The following is a 19324-nucleotide window of genomic DNA, read 5'->3' as shown; positions in this document are numbered from 1 at the left end:
TCGCCCGTCTCAAGCAGTTCCGTGCGATCGCGATGAGGTTCGACAAGCTCGCCGATCGCTATCGGGCTGGAATCGTTGTGGCAGCTCTGGTCCTGTGGCTCCGCGAGCCCGCCGGGTGATCATTTGTCAGACAGGTCCTAGCGCGCCGCCTTTCGTGACGGGGCAGCGACAAGGCGGACGCGGTGCTTGAAGCGGCGGGTGCGTGCGGCAGGCATGCGGAACAGTCCGCCCGGTTCGGCGCTGCTCGCGCTGCGTGCCCGGGTCGACGGCGTGAGCAGCGCCGAACCGCTGCGACGACCTCGCCGGCGAGGAGAGGAGTCTGCCGCAGACCTGGTGCATGCGCGGAGCGCCGTTCTGCTTCCCCACCGCCGACGTGCCTGTCTTCACCGCCGGTGTCCTGCCTCCCAGCCGGTGTCCTGCCTCCCCCCGAGACGACCCGACTGCGTCTGATCGTGGGTGTCGAGCGGGCGCTGGAGAAGCTGGGGAGGGGCGTCGACGTGGTGGTCGACCGCGCCGCCGAGGACATCGGGGCCGTGCTGTCGGGACGGCGGTTGGCGGTGAACGAGCTCGGTGAGGAACTGGCCGAGCGCCTGGCACGCGGACTGTCGCCCGCTCAGCGCGAGGCCTGGCGGGCGAAGGGGCCCTACGGGGCGAACCAGCCGCTGGGCGAGGCCGTCGTGCACTTCTTCCTCCGGATGCTGACGCTGCGCGGCATCGTCTGCATCGTGCCGCGCAGCGGGAACAAGGGGCCGTTCGTCCTCCTCGATGAATGGCTCGGCCACCCCCTGCCGCGAAGGGACCCGGACAGTGCCCGCGCCGGCCTGCTCCGTCGCTGCCCAGGGTGCTACGGCCGGTCCACCCGCGCGGACTTCGCCGCCTGGACCGGCGTCAACGCCGGTGACGTGGACGCGGGGTGGACCAGGCTGGACGCGAGCTCGCGCCGGTCGAGTACGAAGACGGTGGCAGCCGCGCGTGGCTCCTCGCCGAGGACCTGGACGCCCTACGGTCGCCGCCCGAGGCACACGGGGTGCGGCTGCTGCCGCCGGGCGACCCCTGCACGCAGATGTATGACCGGGACACCCTCGTCGACCCGGCGCACCGGAGCGAGGGGTGAAAGCCGGTCGGCGCGCCCGGCGCGGTGCTGGCCGACGGCACGATCGCCGGGATCTGGCAGCCCCGCAAGAGCGGTCGCACGCTGAGGCTGGCGGTCACGGAGTTCTGCTCTTTCGCTCCGACCCGGTCGGTCCGCCCCAGTCGGTCGGCGATGTCGAGAAGCCGTGTCCGGCTCCGTCCCCGGGGTGGACGCGACCACAACGGGTCGCACCAGCGCCGAGGAGAGCGTCATGGCCAAGTACCTGCTCCTGAAGCACTACCGGGGCGCCCCGCCCGCCGTCAACGACGTACCCATGGACCGATGGACGCCCGAGGAGATCTCCGCCCATGTGCGGTACATGAACGACTTCGCGGCCCGCCTCGAGCGGACCGGCGAGTACGTCGAGAGCCAGGCACTCGCTCCCGAGGGAGCGTGGGTGCGCCACGACGGCGCGGGGCGTCCGCCGGTCGTCGACAGCCGGTTCGCCGAGACCAAGGATCTGATCGCCGGATGGATGGTGATCGACGTCGACAGCTACGAGCGCGCCGTCGAGCTGGCCGGGGAGCTGTCGGCCGAGCCGGGGGCGGGCGGGAGGCCGATCCACGAGTGGCTCGAAGTACGCCCGTTCCTGACCGAGCCGCCCACCATCACGGACTGACCTCGCCGACGGGCGACCCCGAGGACAGACAGGTGAGCCTTCCGAAGAGCCTCCCCTGGAATCCCCCGGGCCACCTGTTCGGCCCACACCTGCTGCACCGCTGAGGGGGTGCGGCAAGGGTGAGTGGAGCGGCGGTCGGCTCACGGCTGTCGGACATCGAGGTCGGCGCGAGGCACAGGGAGCAGACTCATGGCGAAGGCGTACCTGGTGGGAAGCGGTATCGCGGCCCTGTCGGCAGCCGCGTTCCTGATCCGCGAGGGCAAGTTCGCGGGCTCGGACATCGTGATCCTGGAGGAGCAGGACCGCGAGGGCGGCAGCCTGGACGCCGCGGGGTCGCCGGAGACCGGGTACACCATGCGCGGCGGACGCATGTTCGAGATCCACTTCGAGTGCACCTACGACTTGCTCGGTTCGATCCCCTCCCTGGACGATCCGTCGAAGTCGGTCACCGAGGACACCTTCGCCTTCCACGAGGACTTCGCCTGGGACGACCACGCCCGTCTCGTCGACGCGGCGGGCAAGGTCGTCGACGCACACTCGATGGGCTTCTCCGAGCGGGACCGGCTGGAGCTGGTCAAGTGCGTGGGCACTCCGGAGCGGCTGCTCGACGGCAAGCGCATCGTGGACTGCTTCAGCCAGGAGTTCTTCCGCACCAACTTCTGGTGGATGTGGTGCACCACGTTCGCGTTCGAGCCGTGGCACAGCGCGATCGAGTTCCGCCGCTACCTCAATCGCTTCATCCACCTGTTCAAGACGTTCGACTCCATGTCCGGGATCTACCGGACGCGCTTCAACCAGTACGACTCGATCGTGCGACCGCTGCTGGCATGGCTCACCGAGCAGGGCGTGACCGTACAGCTGGGCACGGAGGTCACCGATCTGACGCTCGCCGACGGTGACGCGCTCACCGTCGAGGCCCTCACGTGGACGCGCGGCGGACGGAGCGAGCAGGTGAGCCTCGATCCCGGCGACCTCGTCCTGGTGACCAACGGATCGATGACGGCCAACTCCACGCTCGGGTCCACCGACACGGCCCCCGTCCTGGACACGTCCGGCTCCGGCGGCGCCTGGCACCTGTGGGAGACCCTCGCGGCCAAGCGTCCCGGCCTCGGCGACCCGTCGGTCTTCAACACCTCGACCGACGACTCCACCTGGGAGTCGTTCACCGTGACGACGAAGGACCCCACGTTCTTCCGGCTCATGGAGAAGTTCTCCGGCAGCGAGGCCGGCAAGGGCGGCCTGATCACCTTCAAGGACTCCGGCTGGCTGCTGACCATCGTCCTCAACCACCAGCCGCACTTCCACGACCAGCCCGAGGACACCTACGTCTGGTGGGGCTACGCCCTGTTCCCCGACAAGAAGGGCGACTTCGTACCCAAGACGATGCGCGAGTGCACCGGCCGGGAGATCCTCGACGAGGTCCTGCGGCACCTGCGCTTCGAGGAAGGCCCCCGCCTCCTCGACAACTCGATCGTCATCCCCGCCCTCATGCCGTACATCACCAGCCAGTTCCTGGTACGCAGCCACGGCGACCGGCCCCCGGTGGTGCCCGAGCACTCCACCAACCTGGCCTTCATCGGTCAGTACGCGGAGGTCCCCGACGACGTCGTCTTCACCGTCGAGTACTCGGTGCGCACCGCCTGGACGGCCGTCGCGAAACTCCTGCACCTGGACCGGCAGCCCCCGCCCGTCTACAAGGGCGGGCACGACCCCAAGGTCCTGGTCGAGGCGCTCGCGACGATGCACCGCCGCTGACGCCCGCGTGGAACTGACCCTCGTCGCGGTCCTCGGCGTCATGAGCATCGTCGCCGTCGCCGCGTTCTCCGAACGCCTGGGACTCGCCGCGCCGTTGAGTCTCGTGGTGGTCGGCATCGGCCTGAGCTTCCTGCCCGGGGTCCCGCACCCCGAGGTCGAGCCCGACCTGATTCTCGCCGGGGTGCTGCCACCGCTGCTGTACTCGGCGGCCGTGAACATGCCCATCGTCGACTTCCGCCGCAACATCCGGCCGATCGCGGGACTCGCGGTGGTGCTCGTCGTGGTGTCGACGCTGAGCGCGGGCTGGCTCTTCCACTGGCTGCTGCCGGAGATCGGCTGGCCCGCGGCGTTCGCGCTCGGCGCGGTCATCAGCCCCACCGACGCCGTCGCGGCCACCTCTGTGGGACGGCGGCTCGGCCTCCCCAGCCGGCTCCTGACCGTGCTGGAGGGCGAAGGGCTCGTCAACGACGCCTCCGCCCTGGTCCTGCTGCGGTCCGCCGTGGCCGCGATCGCCGGATCGGTGTCTCTCTGGGGCGTCGCAGGGGAGTTCTGCTACGCGGTCGCCGTGGCCGTCGGGACCGGGGTCCTGGTCGGCATCGTCAATGTCCGGCTGCGCGCCCTGCTCAATGACGCCGTGCTGAACACGGCGATCTCCTTCGTGGTGCCGTTCGTCGCCTTCCTGCCCGCGGAAGCGCTCGATGCCTCCGGTGTTCTCTCCGTGGTCGTCGCCGGGCTGGTGACGGGCCACCTCGGCCCGCGCCGGCTGCGCGCGGCGGACCGGCTCGCCGAGGCCACCAACTGGCGCACCCTGGCCTTCCTCCTGGAGAGCGGGATGTTCCTGCTCATGGGCCTCGGCGTGAAGACGCTCGTCGACCAGGTGCACGACGACGGCACGGGTGTCCCACGAGCGCTGCTCATCGGCCTGGCGGCCTCGGCGCTGGTGATCGTCGTCCGCATGGTCTTCGTGGCGCCGCTCGTCGCCGGCCTGCGCCGCGAGCAGCAACGCGCCGAGGAGTTCAAGCCGCGCCTGGAGTCCGTGCAGGCCGCCCTGCAGGGCGACACGTCGGATCCGGCCGTCGAGGAACGGATGCGCCGCGTCTCGGAGAAGCGCGCGAAGAACTTCACGCGGCGGCTCGAACGGGCCTCCGCGGACGTCGAGTTCCGCCTCAACCAGACGCTGGGCTGGCGCGGCGGAGTGGTTCTCGCGTGGGCGGGCATGCGCGGCGCCATCACGGTCGCCGCCGCGCAGACCTTGCCTGCGGACACCCCGGACCGTGCCCAACTCGTGCTGATCGCCTATGTGGTGGCGACGACGACGTTGCTTCTGCAGGGCCTGACGCTGCCCGCGGTCATTCGCGCCGTACGAGTGCCGAAGGACGATCCGGACCGGCTGCGCGAGGAGTACGCACAGCTCAGGTCCGAGCTCTCCGACGCGGCGAACACCGTCCTGGACGATCCCGGCCTCACCGACCGCGACGGCGCCCCGTTCGCCGAGCAGGTCGTGGACAAGGTGCGCACCGACGCGCGGACGCGCCCCGACAACCGCGACACGGCCGGCACACGTTCCTCGGATCAGGCCGAGAGCCGCGACCAGTACTTGCGGCTCAGGTTGCGCGTCCTGTCCGAGCAGGCCGACCGGCTGCTGCGGGCCCGGGCGAAGGGCACGTACAGCTCGGTCGCCCTGAACCACGCCCAGACCGCGCTGGACGTCGACGCGGCCCGCTTCCAGCAGCTCGCCGACGCGGCGGCCGAGAGCTGAGCACGGCGCGGCCTCCCTTCCACGACAAGCCACGACAAGCCACGACAAGGGCTCCCTCCTCCAGATCTCGCGCGCGCGGCCCTCGCCCTCACCGGCCGCGGAATCCGCGTCGACGCCACACGCTTCGGGCCTTCCCCCTCCGCGTGTGAGACTGACGGCGTGACCGACATGATCGTGGTGGGCGACCACACCCCGTGCTGGGAAGCGCAGTTCCAAGAGCTGCGTGCGCGCCTCGGGCCGCACGTCACGGACATCGCGGTGGCCATCGAGCACGTCGGCAGCACCGCCGTGCCGGGGTGCGCGGCCAAGCCCATCATCGACCTGGACATCGTGGTGGCGGACGCCTCCGCCATGACGACCCTGGTCGCGCGGCTGACCGGTCAGGGCTATCGCCACGAAGGGGACCTGGGCATCACCGGCCGCAAAGCGTTCCGCGCTCCCGACGCACCCGTCCCCCGTCATCCGTACGGCGTGGTCGAGGGATCGAAGCCGTACCTGGATCACGTGCTGCTCCGTGACCACCTGCGAGCGCACCCCGACGAGGTGCTGCGCTACAGCGAGTTGAAGAGAACGTTGGCCCGCCGATTCACGGGCGACCGCACGGGACGGGCGGGCTACGCGCAGGCCAAAAGTCCTCTGGTCGAGGAGATGCTCCGGAAGGCCTACCTCGCCGGCCACCGCGCGTCGCCGGGTTCCCCGCGGTGAAGGTGCGACGGACGCAGGGCCGTGCGTCGATGAGCGACGGGGCGCAGCTGCACTGGACGGCGCTGGGGGACACGACTCGGCGGCCGCCCGTGGTCATGCTCCACGGCGGGCCCGGGCTGCCGGACTACCTGGGCGAGACCGCCGCCATGGTCACCGGCCTCGCCCCGGTGTACCGGTACGACCAGCGCGGCACGGGCCGGTCCCCGTGGCACGGGCGCCACACGCTCGCCCGGCATGCGGACGACCTCGCCGAGCTCCTCGACGCGTGGGACGTGCCCGAGGCCGTGCTGGTCGGGCACTCCTACGGCACCGATCTGGCGGCCCGGTTCTGCATGGCCCGTCCGGACCGGGTGGCGGCGATGCTGCTGATGTGCGGGCCGTTCCTCGGCGACTGGCGTGCGGAGTACCGGGCGGAACGCGACCGGCGCATGTCGCCGGCGCAGAGAGACCGGCTCCACGCGCTGCAGCAGGTGCCGCATCGCACGGAGGACGAGGAAGTCGAGTTACTCACCTTGTCCTGGTTCACCGACCACACCGATGCCGGACGCGGCCTGCTCCGGGCCGCGCGGGACGCCCGGCGACGCCGCCCGGTCAACTGGGCCATGAACCGCGAACTCGGCGAGGAAGGACGCGCGGACCCGCTCGCCCGGCACCTCGACGAGCTGCGCGAATCCCTGCCCGCACGGGTGGAGATGCTGGGGGGCGCCGATGACCCGCGCCCTTTCTCGGCGCTCTCCTCGCTCGCCCTCCGGCTCGATGTGCCGCTGACACGGGTCGACGACGCGGGACACGAACCCTGGCTCGAGCAGCCGGGTGTCACGCGCGCGCACCTTCGGAGGTTCGTCAATGCGTGCGGCACGGCGGCCTGACGCGGTTCCTCCCCCGCCCCGACACGGATTCTTCCCCGCCCACGGCTGGACGACCGTCTCAGGGGAAGTACAGGGCCGCCTTCTCCAGGACGTGGCGCGTGAACATCCCGCCGTACGCGACCCCGCCCCGGTACATCGTGACCCGGGTGACCCCCCGTGCCGTCTCCACCGTGAGCGGGCGGCCGATCACGGTGGCGCCGAGGATGCGGGCGTCCTTGGCCGCCCAGTCCCTCGCGGACGGCTCGACGCCGGCGCTGACCAGGGCGGGCAGGACCATCACCGCGTTGCGGGCACCGGGAAGACCACTGCGGAGGCTCCTCGCGTAGGACAGGGCCCATCCGGTGAACTCGGCCAACGAGGCGTTGTCGACTCCGGGGACCGCGGCGGCGAGCACGAACAGCTCGGTCTTGGTGCCGAACCACCGTGCCTTGCGGTCCGATCGGCTGCCGATCGTCACCCGGTGCTCGCGCCAGGTCGTCGCGGTCACCACGCAGCCGTCGGCCGCCAACCGCCCACGGAGGGCCTCGAGGTAGGTGTGGGCCGCGTCGGCCGGCGGCGCTCCGTCGGTTCTCTGCTCAGTCATGCGGGGATCATCCAGCACCGGCGGGGCGCGGGGAAGACCGCTCCGTCGGCCAATCGCCGTCCGGTCCCGAATCCGCCCGTCCACTTCAACTACCAACTCCAGGAGCATAGTTGACTTTCCTACCGCGCCACGCCGTCGCGGCTGCGGCGGTACGGTCAGCCGGTGCTCTTCTGCCTGATCACCACGGACCGGGGCACACGGCAGACAGCGGTGCGGCCGGAGGGGTCACCTGCGGTTCGCCGTCCACCGACAGGAGAAGACAGATGCTCGCATTCGTGGCAGCCGTGCTCTTCGTCATCGCCTTCCTCATCCACGCCACCGAGACGTCGACCGACGCCGTCTTCAGCCCGACCAGTCTCATGCTCGTCGGACTGGCCCTGCTGGCCCTGCACTCCGGCGGCGCGGGGGCCGGATGGTCGCCGCGAGGCCGCGGACGCAGGCGCTGAGCGCGGCCGGGCGGGACCGGACGACAGGCAGGAGGAGCACTGCGAGAGATTGGTCCGCTTCCGGCCGCCTTCCGGTGGCCGGTTGGGGCCTACCCTGAAGTGCGGGCGCCCTCGACCCCGACGGACCCGTTGTCGCCCAGCACGACGGCTTGTTGCCCAGCACGATGGCCGCGGGGAGCGGACACCATTCGTCCGGTCACCCCACGCGCCCCTGGAGGGAACAAGGCGGCCCCTCCGTCCCTGCGCACTGGCCCGCGGACGGCTCGCCGGACCGCCCGCTCACGACCTCCGCCGAACGTTCGACCCTGCCGGATGTGCCCTCGATGGGCATGCCCTCGATGAGCCGGGAGTACGGCCCTGCCGGCCACGCCCGCGCTCCGCCCGGCAGGTCTCCGAAACGAGGCGTCATGCCCCTACCTCAGTTGAGCGTCTACCGGCACGACAGAAGCACACGGTCCTTGATCACGCTCGTCGGCGAGATCGACCTGGAGACGGCTCCGCTGGTCCGTACGGCTCTCGAACGGTGTCTGCGCGACGGCGCGCACGCCATCGACGTCGACCTCACCACTGTCACGTTCTGCGACTGCTGCGGTCTCAACGCGTTCATCGAGACGTTCCTGCACACCACCACCGCCGGCGCGACGCTGCGGCTGCACCACCCCTCCCCCATGCTGACGTGGATGATCGAACTCACCGGTGCCGGGTTCCTGCTCACCGGCCTGCCGGCCGCTCCCGGTCAGGCTCGCCCGGCGGACGGACACCCTGCCACGTCTCCGTCGCCGCCTCCCGTGGCGTGCTTCCAGACGTTGCACCGACTCGTGGCGGCCGCCCCGTGCGCCTCGGACGCCGGCCCGTGACGTCCCCAGCACCTCGCGAACGGGCAGAACCGGCCTCGCCATGTATTCCCTGACATATATGGCGACTCGACATCTGGTCAGGAAATGTGGCGAGGGCTAGCGTGCGCCTTGCCGCCCCGGTCCCCGGCAGCGCCGAACCACCACCGCACCCCTCAGGGGGCGCACTGTGCGCATCGCTGCCGGAACCCGCCGTGCCACGAGCGTGGCCGATCCGCAGCCGGCCCTCGCCCGGCACCCCGGCGCGGCCTCCGATGCGCTCCATGCGGGCAACGCTCGCCTGCCCGCCGCGTCGCACGCATCCGACTCCAGGCGGTACCCATGTACGCGCTGATCGTTCCGGTCTCGGCCCCCTTCGTCCTGCTCGCCACCGTCATGGGTCTCTCCTGGTGGGAGGACCACGTCCTGCCTCCGGCCGAGCCCGCCGAACCGCGCACGGAGGCACCGCCCGCCCCGACAGCCGTGGCCGCGCTCCTCACGCCGCCCACCAGCGAGAGCCGTTGAGCGCGGACCGGCCGTTCGGCGCCGCGCGGGCCGACGACCCGCACGGGGCGGGGCGTTCAGGCGCGGCCCTCCGCGACGCTCGCCAGCAGCGTCTCCGCCGCTTCCGCGGTCGCGTCCGCAGGCACGACCAGCAGGTCCCAGCGCCCCCGGCCGGGAGTGAGCAGGACCACGGTGTGCGGGAGGGGCCCGGTGAGGCTCCTGTGCAGTCGTACGACCTGGTTGGCGACGAGCATCCGGCCGGGCGGCGCGGACCACATCGCCCCGTTGACCGTGACACTGCCGATGGTGCCCCACGCACGGGGCAACCCGGCGAGCAGGCCCGGGATCTCGGTGAGCACGTCGTACGAGCGGGGCCACCACGCGCCGTCGATGGCCTGGGGCACCGCGCCGAGCGGAGCCAGGCGCAACCGGAGGAGGGGATGCGAGGGAGGCGGGGGTTCCAGAGCGATGACCATGAGACTCCTGTCAACTGGCTTCTACGGCTGCGTCACGGGTGTGCGATCGGCCTCAGGGCCGACGGCGGGCGGCCACACGCCCCGCGGTCGGCCAGCGCACGTCGTACACCCAGCCCAGCCGTTCGAAGAGACGGATGACGGCGGCCGACGGGTCGATCTGCCCTCGGTCGACGCCATGACGGGCGCTGGTGGGGTCGGCGTGGTGGAGGTTGTGCCAGCTCTCGCCGAAGGAGAGCAGCGCCAACGGCCACAGGTTGGTGGCGCGGTCGTGCCGCCGGGTCCGGAACGGCCGGTCGCCGATCATGTGGCACAGCGAGTTGACGCTCCAGGTCACGTGGTGGAGCAGGGCGATGCGGACGAGGCCCGCCCACAGCAGCGCTGTCGTGCCGTGGAGCCAGGACCCGCCGATCGCCCAGCCCAGCCCGAACGGGAGCGCGAGCGTGAGGACACACAGCCAGGGAAAGGCCCGGGAGACGGCCCTGATGTCGCGGTCGTCGAGGAGGTCGGGGGCGAAACGCTCGGCCGACGTGGGCTCGTTGCGGAACAGCCAGCCGACGTGGGCGTGCACCAGCCCGCGCAACTGACCGCGCAGGTGCGTGCCGTAGCGGTACGGGGAGTGCGGGTCGCCCGGCCGGTCGGTGAACGCGTGATGGCGGCGGTGCGTGGCGACCCAGCCGACGACGTCCCCCTGGAAGCTCATCGACCCGGCCACCGCGAGCGCGACGCGCAGGGGGCGCACGGCCCGGTAGGAACCGTGGGTCAGTCCACGGTGGAAGCCGACGGTGACCCCGAGGCACGTGAGCGTGTAGAAGACGACGAAGAGCAGGATGTCGACGGGGTGGATGAAACGGCCCCAGAGCAGCCAGCCGGCCAGGCCGAGCGCCAGGAAGGGCAGGACGACGATGATCGCCGTCACCGTGACGTACGTCCGCTCGCCGCCGCTTCGCGCGCCCGGCGGGCCGTCCACGGGGAAGGGGGACGCCCCGTCGTAGCCATCGGGCGGGGCGGCGGTACCTGGCGGGACGGCAGCCGTGGGTGGTGTGCCGGAAACGAGCGACATGCGGGGCTCCTCGGCCTCGGTGCGAATGGCGCGGCCGGGGTCACGGGCTGCCCCTGTGATGGGAACAGCGAGGAGTGCGCCGGCTCGGGACTCGCCGCCGGGCGTCCTCGCTTCCTTCACCGTACTCCCGCAGGCAAGCCCCGGACCGGAGCTGTCCGGTTGGCCCGGCCACCGGGGTGATTCACCCGGCCGCCACGTTGACACGGGCCACCCCCGGACGTTGACTGGCAACACGGCGCGGTGGCATGCCAGTTGGGAACGTCCAGAGGCGGCCCCGACGACCTCGGCGCGGTCACCCGGCACCGGCGCCCAGCGCCTCCACTCGGAACGGACACGGCACCCGATGATGTACGACCAGACACGCGCCCAGCAGCCCCCCGACCAGCCCCGGGACGGCCGCACCGAACGGGCCGCGACCGGCCCGGAGCCGCTGCTCCCCGCCGACGAACGGGACCGGATCTCCCGGCGCCTGGGCCAGGCGGTCAACGCCTTCGCCGACACGCCACGCGAGTCACTGGAAGAGGCCGAGGCGGCCCTGGACGAGGCCTCCGCCCAGCTGGCGACGGCCCTCACGGAACGACGTCGGGCCCTGCACACGAGCTGGCAGGAGCAGGACCCCGAGACACAGTCCACCGAACTCCGCCTCGCCCTGCGTCAGTACCGCGAGCTCACCCAGCGGCTGCTGAGGCTCTAGACGGGCGTATCCGTGTGGGCCACCCGAGGGACACCCGGCGTGTTCGCGATAGCGACACGCCGTGAGGCGGGAGGGCTTTCGGTAGAGGCGCGGTCAACGCCAGGACACATGTTTCGGAGCATCAGGGCTTCGGGGGGCCGCGTCGGTGCTGGAGGTACACATGCGTTCCATACGAGTGCTGACGGGGCTGGCCGTCGCGGGGGCCGCGCTGGCGATCACCGCCCCGACCGCACAGGCCGTGTCGCCCAGCTGCCAGAAGGCACTGGACGACGCGGAGATCACCCAGAAGAACGCCGACGAGGTCAGGAACGACCCGAACACGTCCGAGGCGGACAAGAAGGCAGCTGAGGACGAGGCCAACATGGCCGCGTCGACCGCGCAGCGCTTCTGCGACTCGACCGATCCGGCCGTGCGGGGCGGGATGAAGACGGGTTCGGGTGGTACCCAGAGCAGCAGCACCGATCCGACCGAGCCGGCCGCCGGGGCGGCCGTGCTCGCCGCCGGGGCCGCGGGTGCGGTGTTCCTCGCCCGCCGCAAGACCGCGGGACAGCGCTGACCTGCACGCTGTTGTCCGACCGGCCCCGCCGGGCGGAGCTCAGGCTCGCCCGACGGGGCCGGGGCGGTTCCACCCCTACGGTTTTTCGGGACTACGGTTCCTCGGGGCTTCGGGCCTGCGGGTCCGCAGGGTCCGCGGGGTCTACGGGGTCTGCGGAGACATCCGGGCAAGGACGGCGACACCATGGCGTACTCCTCCTCATCGACGCACCGTTCCGCGCGCAGCCGGACGTGGTCGTGGGTGCTCTTCCTCATCGTGGTCGTGGGGCTGGCTAACTGGATGACCGGGCAGGAGGAGATGAAGCCGCCGCCCCGGCCCACCGCGGCCCAGGGCCAGGCGGCCCACTCCGACCCGGTGCTGGAGACACCCCCGCTGATCACGTCGCTCCCCGAGGCCTCCCCCGTCCGCATCGCCATCCCGAGCATCGACGTCGACGCCCCGCTCACCGACCTGACCAGGAACGCCGGCGGCGGCCTCGACCCGCCACCGCCCGACGACCCCAACCTGGCCGGCTGGGACGCCGCCGGGATCATGCCCGGGAGCACCGGGACCGCGGTGATCGCGGGACATGTCGACACGCGGCAGGGGCCGGCCGTGTTCTACGGTCTGGGGTCCCTGGAGAAGGGCGCCCTGATCGAGGTGGCCCGAGCGGACGGCCTCACCGCGCACTTCACCGTCGACGGCATCGAGGAATACGAGCGGAGCGACTTCCCTGACGCGAAGGTCTACGGGCAGCGGGCCCGCCCCGAACTGCGCCTGATCACCTGCGGCGGCAACTACACCAAGACCGAGGGCTACTCCGGCAACGTCGTCGTCTACGCCCATCTCACCGGCGCGACGTAGCCCCCCCGGGGGCGCGGACGGCCGGGTTTCGGCGATCAATGACGCGAACACGCGCTTCGGCGCGGCGAGTCCAGGGCAGAGCAGAGCAGCGATACGGTCGTCATGCACATGGTTCAGACGCGGGCCGCGGGGGCGGTTCCGCCGGAGACGGGGGGCACATGAGTTTCTTCATCGTTTTCACGGCAGTCATGTTCGCGGTTCTCATCGGGGGATGCCTGTTCATCCTGCGCCGCAGGGGCGGTTCGGGTGAGCGGGGCGCGGTGGAGCGCGCGGCGGCACAGCACGGCCTCGCCCACGGCATGAGCGAGGCGGCGTCCAGGGGAAACAACGCGGGAACCGGGGCTCCCTGAGCCCTCGGGGGCGCTCGCCATACTCGTCGCCGAGGCTCGTACGACCGCTGAACGGGCGGCCTGCCCGGAGTGCGGAAACGCGCTCCTTTGCCCACATGCTCACTCACCTGCAAGGCGACCGGCTTCCCGGGCTGTTGGTGATCTTCGTCTGAGTCCGGGGAGTGTGTGGGCAGGGCGGGGCTCACAGGCGCGGCATCAGGTCGGTCAGCGGACATACCGTCGTGTCTTCGAAGGGGCGCGACAAGTGCAGCATCGTGTGGAAGTAGCCGTCGGTCTCTATCCCGTACGGGTCATCGCCGGCCGCCGTCACTGCTTGAACGGCGTATCGCTGTTCGGCCGCGTCCGTGAAGCGTCGTTGCCGGAACGTGTGCGTGGTGGCCTTCTCGGTGACCAGGCCGTTCGAAGCCAGGCATGCGGCGATGGACTTGTACGAGGTGGTGCGCAGCACGAACGCCGCGACCCACACCGGGTCTTGGGCACAGGCCAGGATCGTCTGGAAGGTGCGGGGGGACAGGAAGATGGCCCCTCCGGTGATCGTGATCAGACGGGTGTGCCGCGCGGCGCGGAGCAGGGACGGAGAGGGAGGCGCGGTTTCGAGGTTCTCAGCGAACCCTCGTTCCAGCAGGCCGACCTCGCATGCATAGGAGATGGCGTTCGTGGCCGGGTCCAGTCCGATCACCCGGGCCGCATCGTGGCGGCGGCGAGCGGCGTAGTAGCTGCGATCCCGTTCGACAAGTTCCGCTGTGGTGAGCGTGGTGGCCTGCGGCGAGGTGTAGTGGGCGTAGAGGTCCTCCAGTGTCACCTCATGGTTGAGGAGAGCGGCGTTGATGCCGTACGAGCAGCAGATGTCGAGCACGGTCACCGGTCGTTCCGCCGCGCGGGCTGTCCGCGTGAGGGCCGCGACCGCCCGCCGGAAGACGCTCTGCCCGTGATGGGGTGCCTGGTATTCCAGAGGGCCCAATGCCCGGAAATAGGCCCGAGGATCCGGCTGATCGTAGATGTCGTCGAACGCCGTCATCCCCTCCGGGGCGGGGATCTCCGATGCCTGCGAGCCGTCGGCAGCGACGTTCCCAGGTCTCCTGCTCCGCATCCCGCTCATGCCGGTCTCCTCACCCAGCTCAGGTCCGCTTTCCCGGGTCAGAGTCGGTGCCCCAGGGCGGTACGGGAAGAAGGCAGGGAAGAAACCAGCCACGCGGCTACCGGTCGTCACCAGTGGTGACCGACCCCGCACCTCACCGTCCCGGCCGTGTCATTCCCTGCGCGAGTCGTTCCGTGGCGCCGGCCAAGGCCGTGGGAATGAGGTGACCCAGTACGTCAGGGCTCGGAGCTGGGGAGGCGGGTGCGCTCCCGCGTCAGGGCAGTGAAAGACGAGCCTCAGGCACGGTTGTGCTGGGAAAGGCTTCTTCGTACCAGTTTCTGCAAAATGGATATGGTCTTTCCGCGATTGCCCTATGTTCAGATGACAGCCTCTCCGCACCAGTCTGGTGCTGTCGTACAGAGGTTCTCTCCCGCAGCAGAGCGAGCCTGCGGAGCATGAGCGCCGAGCCCCAGCATCCATTCACGCGGATGCCGCCGTGGCCCGGCCCGTCCCCCGGAGCAGATCAACGCCGGACCCCATACCCGGCAGCTCGGGAGGAGTGCTCCGCGGCATCAAGCGGGGCCGCGACACATGGCACGAGGTCACCGCACCCGAAGCGGTGGCCTCCGCCACGACACCCGACGTGCGGTCCCTCATCTCTTCGCGTTGTTCGTGCCTGTGGTGCAACACGCAAGGAGTGGAACCCGATCAACAACTCATGGCCCGTCCCCAGAGCCGCCTGCCGCGTGGTGCGTCTGCGCGGAGACCTCGACATCGCCAACAGTTTCCAGCTCCCCACACTGCTGCGCGGCCCCTGGCAGCAGACGCAGGACGCCTGGCTCATCGTCGACCTGCGACCGGTCACCTTCATGGACACCAGCACCATCCGCGAACTGCGCACCGCGCAGCAGCACTGCGAACGGGCGGGCACCGGACTGCGCCTGGTCTACGACCAGCCCTTCATCATCCGGCTCCTGGCCCTCCACCGCGCGACAGCACATTTCCCGCGATACACCAGCATCGACGATGCGTGTGCAGGGCGCGAAGCGCCCCCGGAGCGATGAAGGACCACCGCCTCGGCGGCCGTGCCCGCACGTACCAGCCACCATCCCGGGCCGGTCGCGCAGGGGGCAGCGGGCGGCGGGCACCGTGGTGAACGGCGACCGCGAGCCCGGCCCCACGGGCACGGCCGGCGGTCCCACGTTCGTGACTCGACAAGCTGCAGAGTTCAGACGGCCTTGGCCGGCTCCTCGGCCCGTGCCCGGATGCCGGCCGGTAGGAGTCGGTACCGGTCTCGGTGATCGGGGCACCGGTCTGACTGAGCACTGGCCTGCTGGCGCGGTTCCTGACCCGGGGTGTCATGCGTCCCGTCGGCGGAACACCGTGCCGGCGAGCAGGAGCAGGAGCACGGTGTATCCGGTGACGAGGGCGAGTGATGGCCAGGGACCGAGGCTGCCGACCGTCTCCGCGCTCGCGTCCGAAGTCTGGGTCAGTTTCTCCAGCGCGGCCGTCGGCGACAGGCCGGCGATCCATCGCTGAGCGTCCTCGAACAGCGGGCCGAACAGGGAGGGCAGCAACAGCACTCCGATCACCGTGGTGACGGCGCCCGCCGAGTGCCTCACCAGGGTGCCGAGCGCCAGCCCGAGCAGCGCCGCCACCGAGAACGATGCGGCGATGCCGAACAGCGCGGGCCACGGCTCCCCGGCGGGGTACTTGCCGGAGGGCAGCAGCGCGTCGCCGACGACGTAGGCGAGGGTGCAGGACAGCAGAGCGAGGCCGTACGTGAGAGCCGCGAGGACCGTCGCCTTGGCGGCCAGGACCGTGACGCGCCGCGGGTTGGCGGCCAGCGTGGTGCGGATGGTGCCGCTGCTGTACTCGCCGGTGACGAGGAGCGCGCCGGTCACGGCGGCGAGCATCTGTGCGACGACGGTGAGGGTGAGACTGCCGCCGAGCACCGTGTCGTCATCCTGGAGGCTGCCGCTCGCCGCCACGAACACAGCGCCCAGGACGGGCACCACGGCTGTGGCGACCATTGTCCAGACAGTGGAGCGGACACTGCGGAACTTGATCCATTCGTAGGCGAGTTGCTCCGGCAGGGCCGCGCGTGGAGTGCGTGGCGCCGGCTCCTTGAACAAACGGTCCGTCGTGCTCATCGTGGGACCTCCGTGGCCGTGGCGGTGGTGTATTCGGCGGTGTCCTTGGCGAGGGCCGTGTAGACCTCCTCCAGCGAGGAGTGAGCGGGGGTGAGTTCATGGACGGCGAGGCCGTGGTCGCGGGCCAGGTCACCGATCGCGGCGGCGTCCGGACCTGCCACCCGCCATCCGCCGCGCGGGTCGAGGCTCACCCGGGCCCCCTTGGCCTGCAGCAGGGCCCGTAGCTTCTCGGTTTCCGGGGCGCGGACGTAGGTGTGCGCACGGGAGTGGGAAGCGATGAAGTCGCGGACCGTGGTGTCGGCGAGGAGCCGGCCCCTGCCGATCACGATGAGGTGGTCGGCGGTCAGCTCCATCTCGCTCATCAGGTGACTGGAGAGGAAGACCGTACGGCCTTGCGCGGCAAGGGACTTCATCAGGTCGCGGATCCAGCGGATGCCCTCGGTGTCGAGACCGTTGACCGGCTCGTCGAGGATGAGGATCTCCGGGTCGCCGATCAAGGCGGCTGCGATGCCCAGACGTTGGCCCATGCCGAGAGAGAAACCCTTGGTGCGCTTGCGGGCTGTGGCGGGTGGCAGCCCGACCAGCTCCAGGACCTCCTCGACACGGCGGCGCGGCAGGCCGTTGCTCGCAGCGAGCCCGGTCAGGTGCTGGTAGGCGGTGCGCCCGCCGTGCACGCCCTTCGCGTCCAGCAGGGAGCCGACGGTGCGCAGCGGCGCGCGCAGCTGACCGTAGGGGCGGCCGGCCACCGTCACGCGGCCCCGGGTCGGGGCGTCCAGGCCCAGGATGAGCCGCATGGTGGTGGACTTGCCCGCTCCGTTCGGGCCCAGGAAGCCTGTCACGCGCCCGGGCCGCACGGTGAAGGACAGGGTGTCCACGGCGGCTCTGTCGCCGTATCGCTTGGTCAGTTCCGTTGCCTCGATCATGTCTGCGACGCTACGGACGGCGTGTGCCTCGGACATCCGCCGTGTGGAGTCGGCCGCTACTCCCCCGGGAGTAGCCCTGACGTCCGCCGGGCCGCACGAGTCCCGTCTCGTACGCGAGGACGACGAGCTGTGCCCGGTCCCGGGCACCCAGCTTGATCATGGCGCGGCTGACATGGGTCTTCGCGGTCAGCGGGCTCATGATCAGCTCCTTGCCGATCTCCTCGTTGGTCAGGCCCGCCGCGACCAGAGCCATGACCTCGCGCTCCCGTTCCGTCAGCGGCGCCAGCCGCTCGGCGCCGGCCGCCTCGGGGGCCTTGAGGCGGGCGAACTCCTCCACCACCGAGCGGGTGACCGCCGGCGCCAGCAGGCTCTGCCCGGCCGCGACCGTGCGGAGCGCATCGCGCAGCTCGTCCGGTTCCACGTCCTTGATGAGGAACCCCGCCGCTCCGTGCCGCAGCGCCTCGAAGACGTACTCGTCCACCTGGTACGTGGTCAGCATGACAACTCTGACCTGGTCGAGCGTATGGTCGGCGGCGATGCGGCGGGTGGCCTCGATGCCGTCGATTCCGGGCATGCGGATGTCCATGAGGACCACGTCCGGGCGGGTGGTGCGGACCGCTTCGACGGCTTGCATGCCGTCCGCTGCCTCGGCGACCACGACCAGATCGTCGGTGAGGTCGAGCAGTGCGCGGAAACCCGCCCGTACGACGGTCTGGTCGTCGGCGAGCACCACCCGCACGGTCATGATCCGCTCCCCTCACCGGGTGTCGTGTCCACCGGCAGCTCGGCCCGCACGCGGAAACCGCCTTCGGCCAGCGGCCCGTACTCGATGCTCCCACCGACCGCGGACGCCCGCTCCGCCATGCCGATCAGTCCGAACCCGGCCGCGGACTCCTGGCCGCCGTTCCCCGTGCCGTCGTCCACGATCTCGACGTACAGCCATCGCTCCCATCGGCCGACCGAGACGGCCGTGTGCCGAGCGTCGGCGTGCTTCACCACGTTGGTGAGGGCTTCCTGCACGATGCGGTAGGCGGCGAGATCGACCATGCGCGGGACGGCGGCCGGATCCTGGACGTCCTGCTGCAGCGTGATCTCGGTTCCGCTGCCCGTGAAGGTCCTCACCAGGTCCGGGATCCGGTCGAGCCCCGGCGCCGGGGCGGTGCTCTCGCCGCCCGGCTCGCGCAGCACGGTGACCGTCGCGCGCAGTTCCCGTACGGCCTCCTTGCCCGCGTCACGCACTGTGCGCATGGCTGATCGTGCCACTTCGGGTTTCCGGTCGAAGGCGTCCAGGGCGACCCCGGCCTGCACCGTCATGGCCGCCACGGTGTGCGCCACCACGTCGTGCAGGTCCCGGGCGATGCGGGTCCGCTCTTCGTGCACGCGGCGCGCCGCCTCGCGCTCCCGGTCGGCCTCGGCGCGGACAGCGCGCTCCGCGTACTCGGCCAGCAACTGCCGCCGCATACGCACCACTTCACCCAGCAGCAGAGGCACGAGCGGCCACACCATCTCCAGAACCGGCAGTCCCTGCGGATTGACCACATCCTTGCCCACGGCCAAGGCGGTCGCACCGGAGGCACCCGCCGCGAACAACGCCACCCAAGCGGTACGACGCCGACTGCCCCGGACCGCGACGGTGTACAGCGCGACGATCACCGGCAGGTTCAGCAGCTCCCCGATGTGCCCGTACAGCGCCCAGCCCGCGCACGCGGCTCCCGTCACCGAGGCCACGGCGGTCGGCCACGTCCTGCGCCACATCAGCGCGGGCAGGGACAGAGCGAGCAGCGCCCAGGAGAACCAGTCGGCCTGCCGGTACCCGGGCTCGTTCACCGCCAGGTCCGCCCCGGTGAGCACCCCGACGACAACCATGACCAGAAGGTCCGCCCACGGCGGCGGCAGCGCCCGGACACGGGCCTGCAAGCGGTCGAAGGTCATCACGGGATCACGGTAGGTGCCGCGCGTCAGCCCCGCATACGCCGCCGGGAGTAG

At 71.0% G+C, this 19324-nt stretch carries 20 protein-coding genes and 3 pseudogenes; 15 read left to right on the top strand and 8 right to left on the bottom strand.

The features are described from left to right. From ACZ592_RS38750 to ACZ592_RS38720, 7 genes and pseudogenes are all read left to right on the top strand, one after another. Positions 1–141: pseudogene (locus tag ACZ592_RS38750) on the top strand (IS5/IS1182 family transposase); the annotation flags it as partial. A 41-nt stretch (positions 142–182) separates the two neighbouring features. Then, positions 183–1114 (top strand): annotated as a pseudogene (locus ACZ592_RS38745) (DNA glycosylase AlkZ-like family protein). 229 nt (positions 1115–1343) lie between these two features. Further along, the gene (locus ACZ592_RS38740) at positions 1344–1751 is read left to right on the top strand and encodes a YciI family protein (RefSeq protein ID WP_471586455.1); all 408 of its coding nucleotides are present in this window, start codon (positions 1344–1346) and stop codon (positions 1749–1751) included. 189 nt (positions 1752–1940) lie between these two features. After that, complete coding sequence (locus tag ACZ592_RS38735; protein WP_471586454.1) at positions 1941–3506, top strand: oleate hydratase; 1566 nt, start codon at positions 1941–1943, stop codon at positions 3504–3506. 7 nt (positions 3507–3513) lie between these two features. Further along, complete coding sequence (locus ACZ592_RS38730) at positions 3514–5265, top strand: cation:proton antiporter (RefSeq protein WP_471586453.1); 1752 nt, start codon at positions 3514–3516, stop codon at positions 5263–5265. Positions 5266–5433: 168 nt separating this feature from the next. Then, positions 5434–5970 (top strand): GrpB family protein, encoded by a 537-nt coding sequence (locus ACZ592_RS38725; protein ID WP_471586457.1) that lies wholly within the window; start codon positions 5434–5436, stop codon positions 5968–5970. 29 nt (positions 5971–5999) lie between these two features. Continuing rightward, positions 6000–6839 (top strand): alpha/beta fold hydrolase, encoded by an 840-nt coding sequence (locus ACZ592_RS38720; protein WP_471586452.1) that lies wholly within the window; start codon positions 6000–6002, stop codon positions 6837–6839. Positions 6840–6897: 58 nt separating this feature from the next. Here ACZ592_RS38720 and ACZ592_RS38715 read toward each other — a convergent pair whose 3' ends face one another. Beyond that, positions 6898–7422, bottom strand: coding sequence for a hypothetical protein (locus tag ACZ592_RS38715; protein WP_471586451.1), 525 nt, complete (start codon positions 7420–7422; stop codon positions 6898–6900). Between the two features lie 263 nt (positions 7423–7685). Between ACZ592_RS38715 and ACZ592_RS38710 the strand changes: the two genes are divergently transcribed. From ACZ592_RS38710 to ACZ592_RS38700, 3 genes are all read left to right on the top strand, one after another. After that, positions 7686–7868: a hypothetical protein gene (locus ACZ592_RS38710; RefSeq protein ID WP_471586450.1), complete on the top strand. Its 183-nt coding sequence runs from the start codon at positions 7686–7688 to the stop codon at positions 7866–7868. A 458-nt stretch (positions 7869–8326) separates the two neighbouring features. Further along, positions 8327–8725, top strand: coding sequence for an STAS domain-containing protein (locus ACZ592_RS38705; protein WP_471586449.1), 399 nt, complete (start codon positions 8327–8329; stop codon positions 8723–8725). 318 nt (positions 8726–9043) lie between these two features. Next, positions 9044–9226, top strand: coding sequence for a hypothetical protein (locus ACZ592_RS38700; RefSeq protein WP_471586448.1), 183 nt, complete (start codon positions 9044–9046; stop codon positions 9224–9226). A 56-nt stretch (positions 9227–9282) separates the two neighbouring features. Here the strand turns inward: ACZ592_RS38700 and ACZ592_RS38695 are convergent, their stop codons facing one another. Both ACZ592_RS38695 and ACZ592_RS38690 read right to left on the bottom strand, forming a co-directional pair. Then, complete coding sequence (locus tag ACZ592_RS38695) at positions 9283–9681, bottom strand: DUF5994 family protein (RefSeq protein WP_471586447.1); 399 nt, start codon at positions 9679–9681, stop codon at positions 9283–9285. A gap of 52 nt (positions 9682–9733) precedes the next feature. Beyond that, a complete protein-coding gene (locus tag ACZ592_RS38690; RefSeq protein WP_471586446.1) occupies positions 9734–10741 on the bottom strand; it encodes an acyl-CoA desaturase in 1008 nt (335 codons plus the stop codon). 343 nt (positions 10742–11084) lie between these two features. Between ACZ592_RS38690 and ACZ592_RS38685 the strand changes: the two genes are divergently transcribed. The 4 genes from ACZ592_RS38685 to ACZ592_RS38670 all read left to right on the top strand — a co-directional run bounded on the left by ACZ592_RS38685 (position 11085) and on the right by ACZ592_RS38670 (position 13184). Further along, positions 11085–11435, top strand: coding sequence for a hypothetical protein (locus ACZ592_RS38685; RefSeq protein WP_471586445.1), 351 nt, complete (start codon positions 11085–11087; stop codon positions 11433–11435). Between the two features lie 160 nt (positions 11436–11595). After that, positions 11596–11991, top strand: a complete 396-nt coding sequence (locus ACZ592_RS38680) for a hypothetical protein (RefSeq protein ID WP_471586444.1) — start codon at positions 11596–11598, stop codon at positions 11989–11991. Positions 11992–12174: 183 nt separating this feature from the next. Then, entirely contained in the window at positions 12175–12834 is a 660-nt protein-coding gene (locus tag ACZ592_RS38675) for a class F sortase (RefSeq protein ID WP_471586443.1), read from the top strand. A gap of 158 nt (positions 12835–12992) precedes the next feature. Then, positions 12993–13184: a hypothetical protein gene (locus tag ACZ592_RS38670; RefSeq protein WP_471586442.1), complete on the top strand. Its 192-nt coding sequence runs from the start codon at positions 12993–12995 to the stop codon at positions 13182–13184. 181 nt (positions 13185–13365) lie between these two features. Here the strand turns inward: ACZ592_RS38670 and ACZ592_RS38665 are convergent, their stop codons facing one another. Next, entirely contained in the window at positions 13366–14283 is a 918-nt protein-coding gene (locus ACZ592_RS38665; protein WP_471586441.1) for a hypothetical protein, read from the bottom strand. Between the two features lie 725 nt (positions 14284–15008). On the opposite strand from ACZ592_RS38665, the gene ACZ592_RS38660 reads away from it, so the two are divergent. Further along, positions 15009–15326 (top strand): STAS domain-containing protein, encoded by a 318-nt coding sequence (locus ACZ592_RS38660; protein WP_471586440.1) that lies wholly within the window; start codon positions 15009–15011, stop codon positions 15324–15326. A 294-nt stretch (positions 15327–15620) separates the two neighbouring features. On the opposite strand, the gene ACZ592_RS38655 is transcribed toward ACZ592_RS38660, so the two are convergent. The 4 genes and pseudogenes from ACZ592_RS38655 to ACZ592_RS38640 all read right to left on the bottom strand — a co-directional run bounded on the left by ACZ592_RS38655 (position 15621) and on the right by ACZ592_RS38640 (position 19270). Beyond that, a complete protein-coding gene (locus ACZ592_RS38655) occupies positions 15621–16415 on the bottom strand; it encodes an ABC transporter permease subunit (protein WP_471586439.1) in 795 nt (264 codons plus the stop codon). Beyond that, on the bottom strand, positions 16412–17338 hold the full coding sequence (locus tag ACZ592_RS38650) for an ABC transporter ATP-binding protein (protein ID WP_471586438.1): 927 nt from the start codon (positions 17336–17338) through the stop codon (positions 16412–16414). The genes ACZ592_RS38655 and ACZ592_RS38650 overlap by 4 nt, the downstream gene beginning before the upstream one ends. Positions 17339–17423: 85 nt before the next feature. Then, positions 17424–18083: pseudogene (locus tag ACZ592_RS38645) on the bottom strand (response regulator); the annotation flags it as partial. Continuing rightward, positions 18080–19270, bottom strand: a complete 1191-nt coding sequence (locus ACZ592_RS38640; RefSeq protein WP_471586437.1) for a sensor histidine kinase — start codon at positions 19268–19270, stop codon at positions 18080–18082. The gene ACZ592_RS38640 and the pseudogene ACZ592_RS38645, both read right to left, overlap by 4 nt. Positions 19271–19324 lie beyond the last annotated feature (54 nt).

The sequence above is a fragment of the Streptomyces sp. NPDC040622 genome, from assembly GCF_055593965.1.
This window is presented reverse-complemented; position numbering and strand designations above follow the sequence as displayed.

Bases quoted from the DNA above. Each gene is read 5' to 3' on its own strand.
- ACZ592_RS38740 (WP_471586455.1), top strand. From the start codon at position 1,344: ATGGCCAAGTACCTGCTCCTGAAGCACTACCGGGGCGCCCCGCCCGCC.
- ACZ592_RS38735 (WP_471586454.1), top strand. From the start codon at position 1,941: ATGGCGAAGGCGTACCTGGTGGGAAGCGGTATCGCGGCCCTGTCGGCA.
- ACZ592_RS38725 (WP_471586457.1), top strand. From the start codon at position 5,434: ATGATCGTGGTGGGCGACCACACCCCGTGCTGGGAAGCGCAGTTCCAA.
- ACZ592_RS38720 (WP_471586452.1), top strand. From the start codon at position 6,000: ATGAGCGACGGGGCGCAGCTGCACTGGACGGCGCTGGGGGACACGACT.
- ACZ592_RS38715 (WP_471586451.1), bottom strand. From the start codon at position 7,422: ATGACTGAGCAGAGAACCGACGGAGCGCCGCCGGCCGACGCGGCCCAC.
- ACZ592_RS38710 (WP_471586450.1), top strand. From the start codon at position 7,686: ATGCTCGCATTCGTGGCAGCCGTGCTCTTCGTCATCGCCTTCCTCATC.
- ACZ592_RS38700 (WP_471586448.1), top strand. From the start codon at position 9,044: ATGTACGCGCTGATCGTTCCGGTCTCGGCCCCCTTCGTCCTGCTCGCC.
- ACZ592_RS38695 (WP_471586447.1), bottom strand. From the start codon at position 9,681: ATGGTCATCGCTCTGGAACCCCCGCCTCCCTCGCATCCCCTCCTCCGG.
- ACZ592_RS38690 (WP_471586446.1), bottom strand. From the start codon at position 10,741: ATGTCGCTCGTTTCCGGCACACCACCCACGGCTGCCGTCCCGCCAGGT.
- ACZ592_RS38685 (WP_471586445.1), top strand. From the start codon at position 11,085: ATGATGTACGACCAGACACGCGCCCAGCAGCCCCCCGACCAGCCCCGG.
- ACZ592_RS38680 (WP_471586444.1), top strand. From the start codon at position 11,596: ATGCGTTCCATACGAGTGCTGACGGGGCTGGCCGTCGCGGGGGCCGCG.
- ACZ592_RS38675 (WP_471586443.1), top strand. From the start codon at position 12,175: ATGGCGTACTCCTCCTCATCGACGCACCGTTCCGCGCGCAGCCGGACG.
- ACZ592_RS38670 (WP_471586442.1), top strand. From the start codon at position 12,993: ATGAGTTTCTTCATCGTTTTCACGGCAGTCATGTTCGCGGTTCTCATC.
- ACZ592_RS38665 (WP_471586441.1), bottom strand. From the start codon at position 14,283: ATGAGCGGGATGCGGAGCAGGAGACCTGGGAACGTCGCTGCCGACGGC.
- ACZ592_RS38655 (WP_471586439.1), bottom strand. From the start codon at position 16,415: ATGAGCACGACGGACCGTTTGTTCAAGGAGCCGGCGCCACGCACTCCA.
- ACZ592_RS38650 (WP_471586438.1), bottom strand. From the start codon at position 17,338: ATGATCGAGGCAACGGAACTGACCAAGCGATACGGCGACAGAGCCGCC.
- ACZ592_RS38640 (WP_471586437.1), bottom strand. From the start codon at position 19,270: ATGACCTTCGACCGCTTGCAGGCCCGTGTCCGGGCGCTGCCGCCGCCG.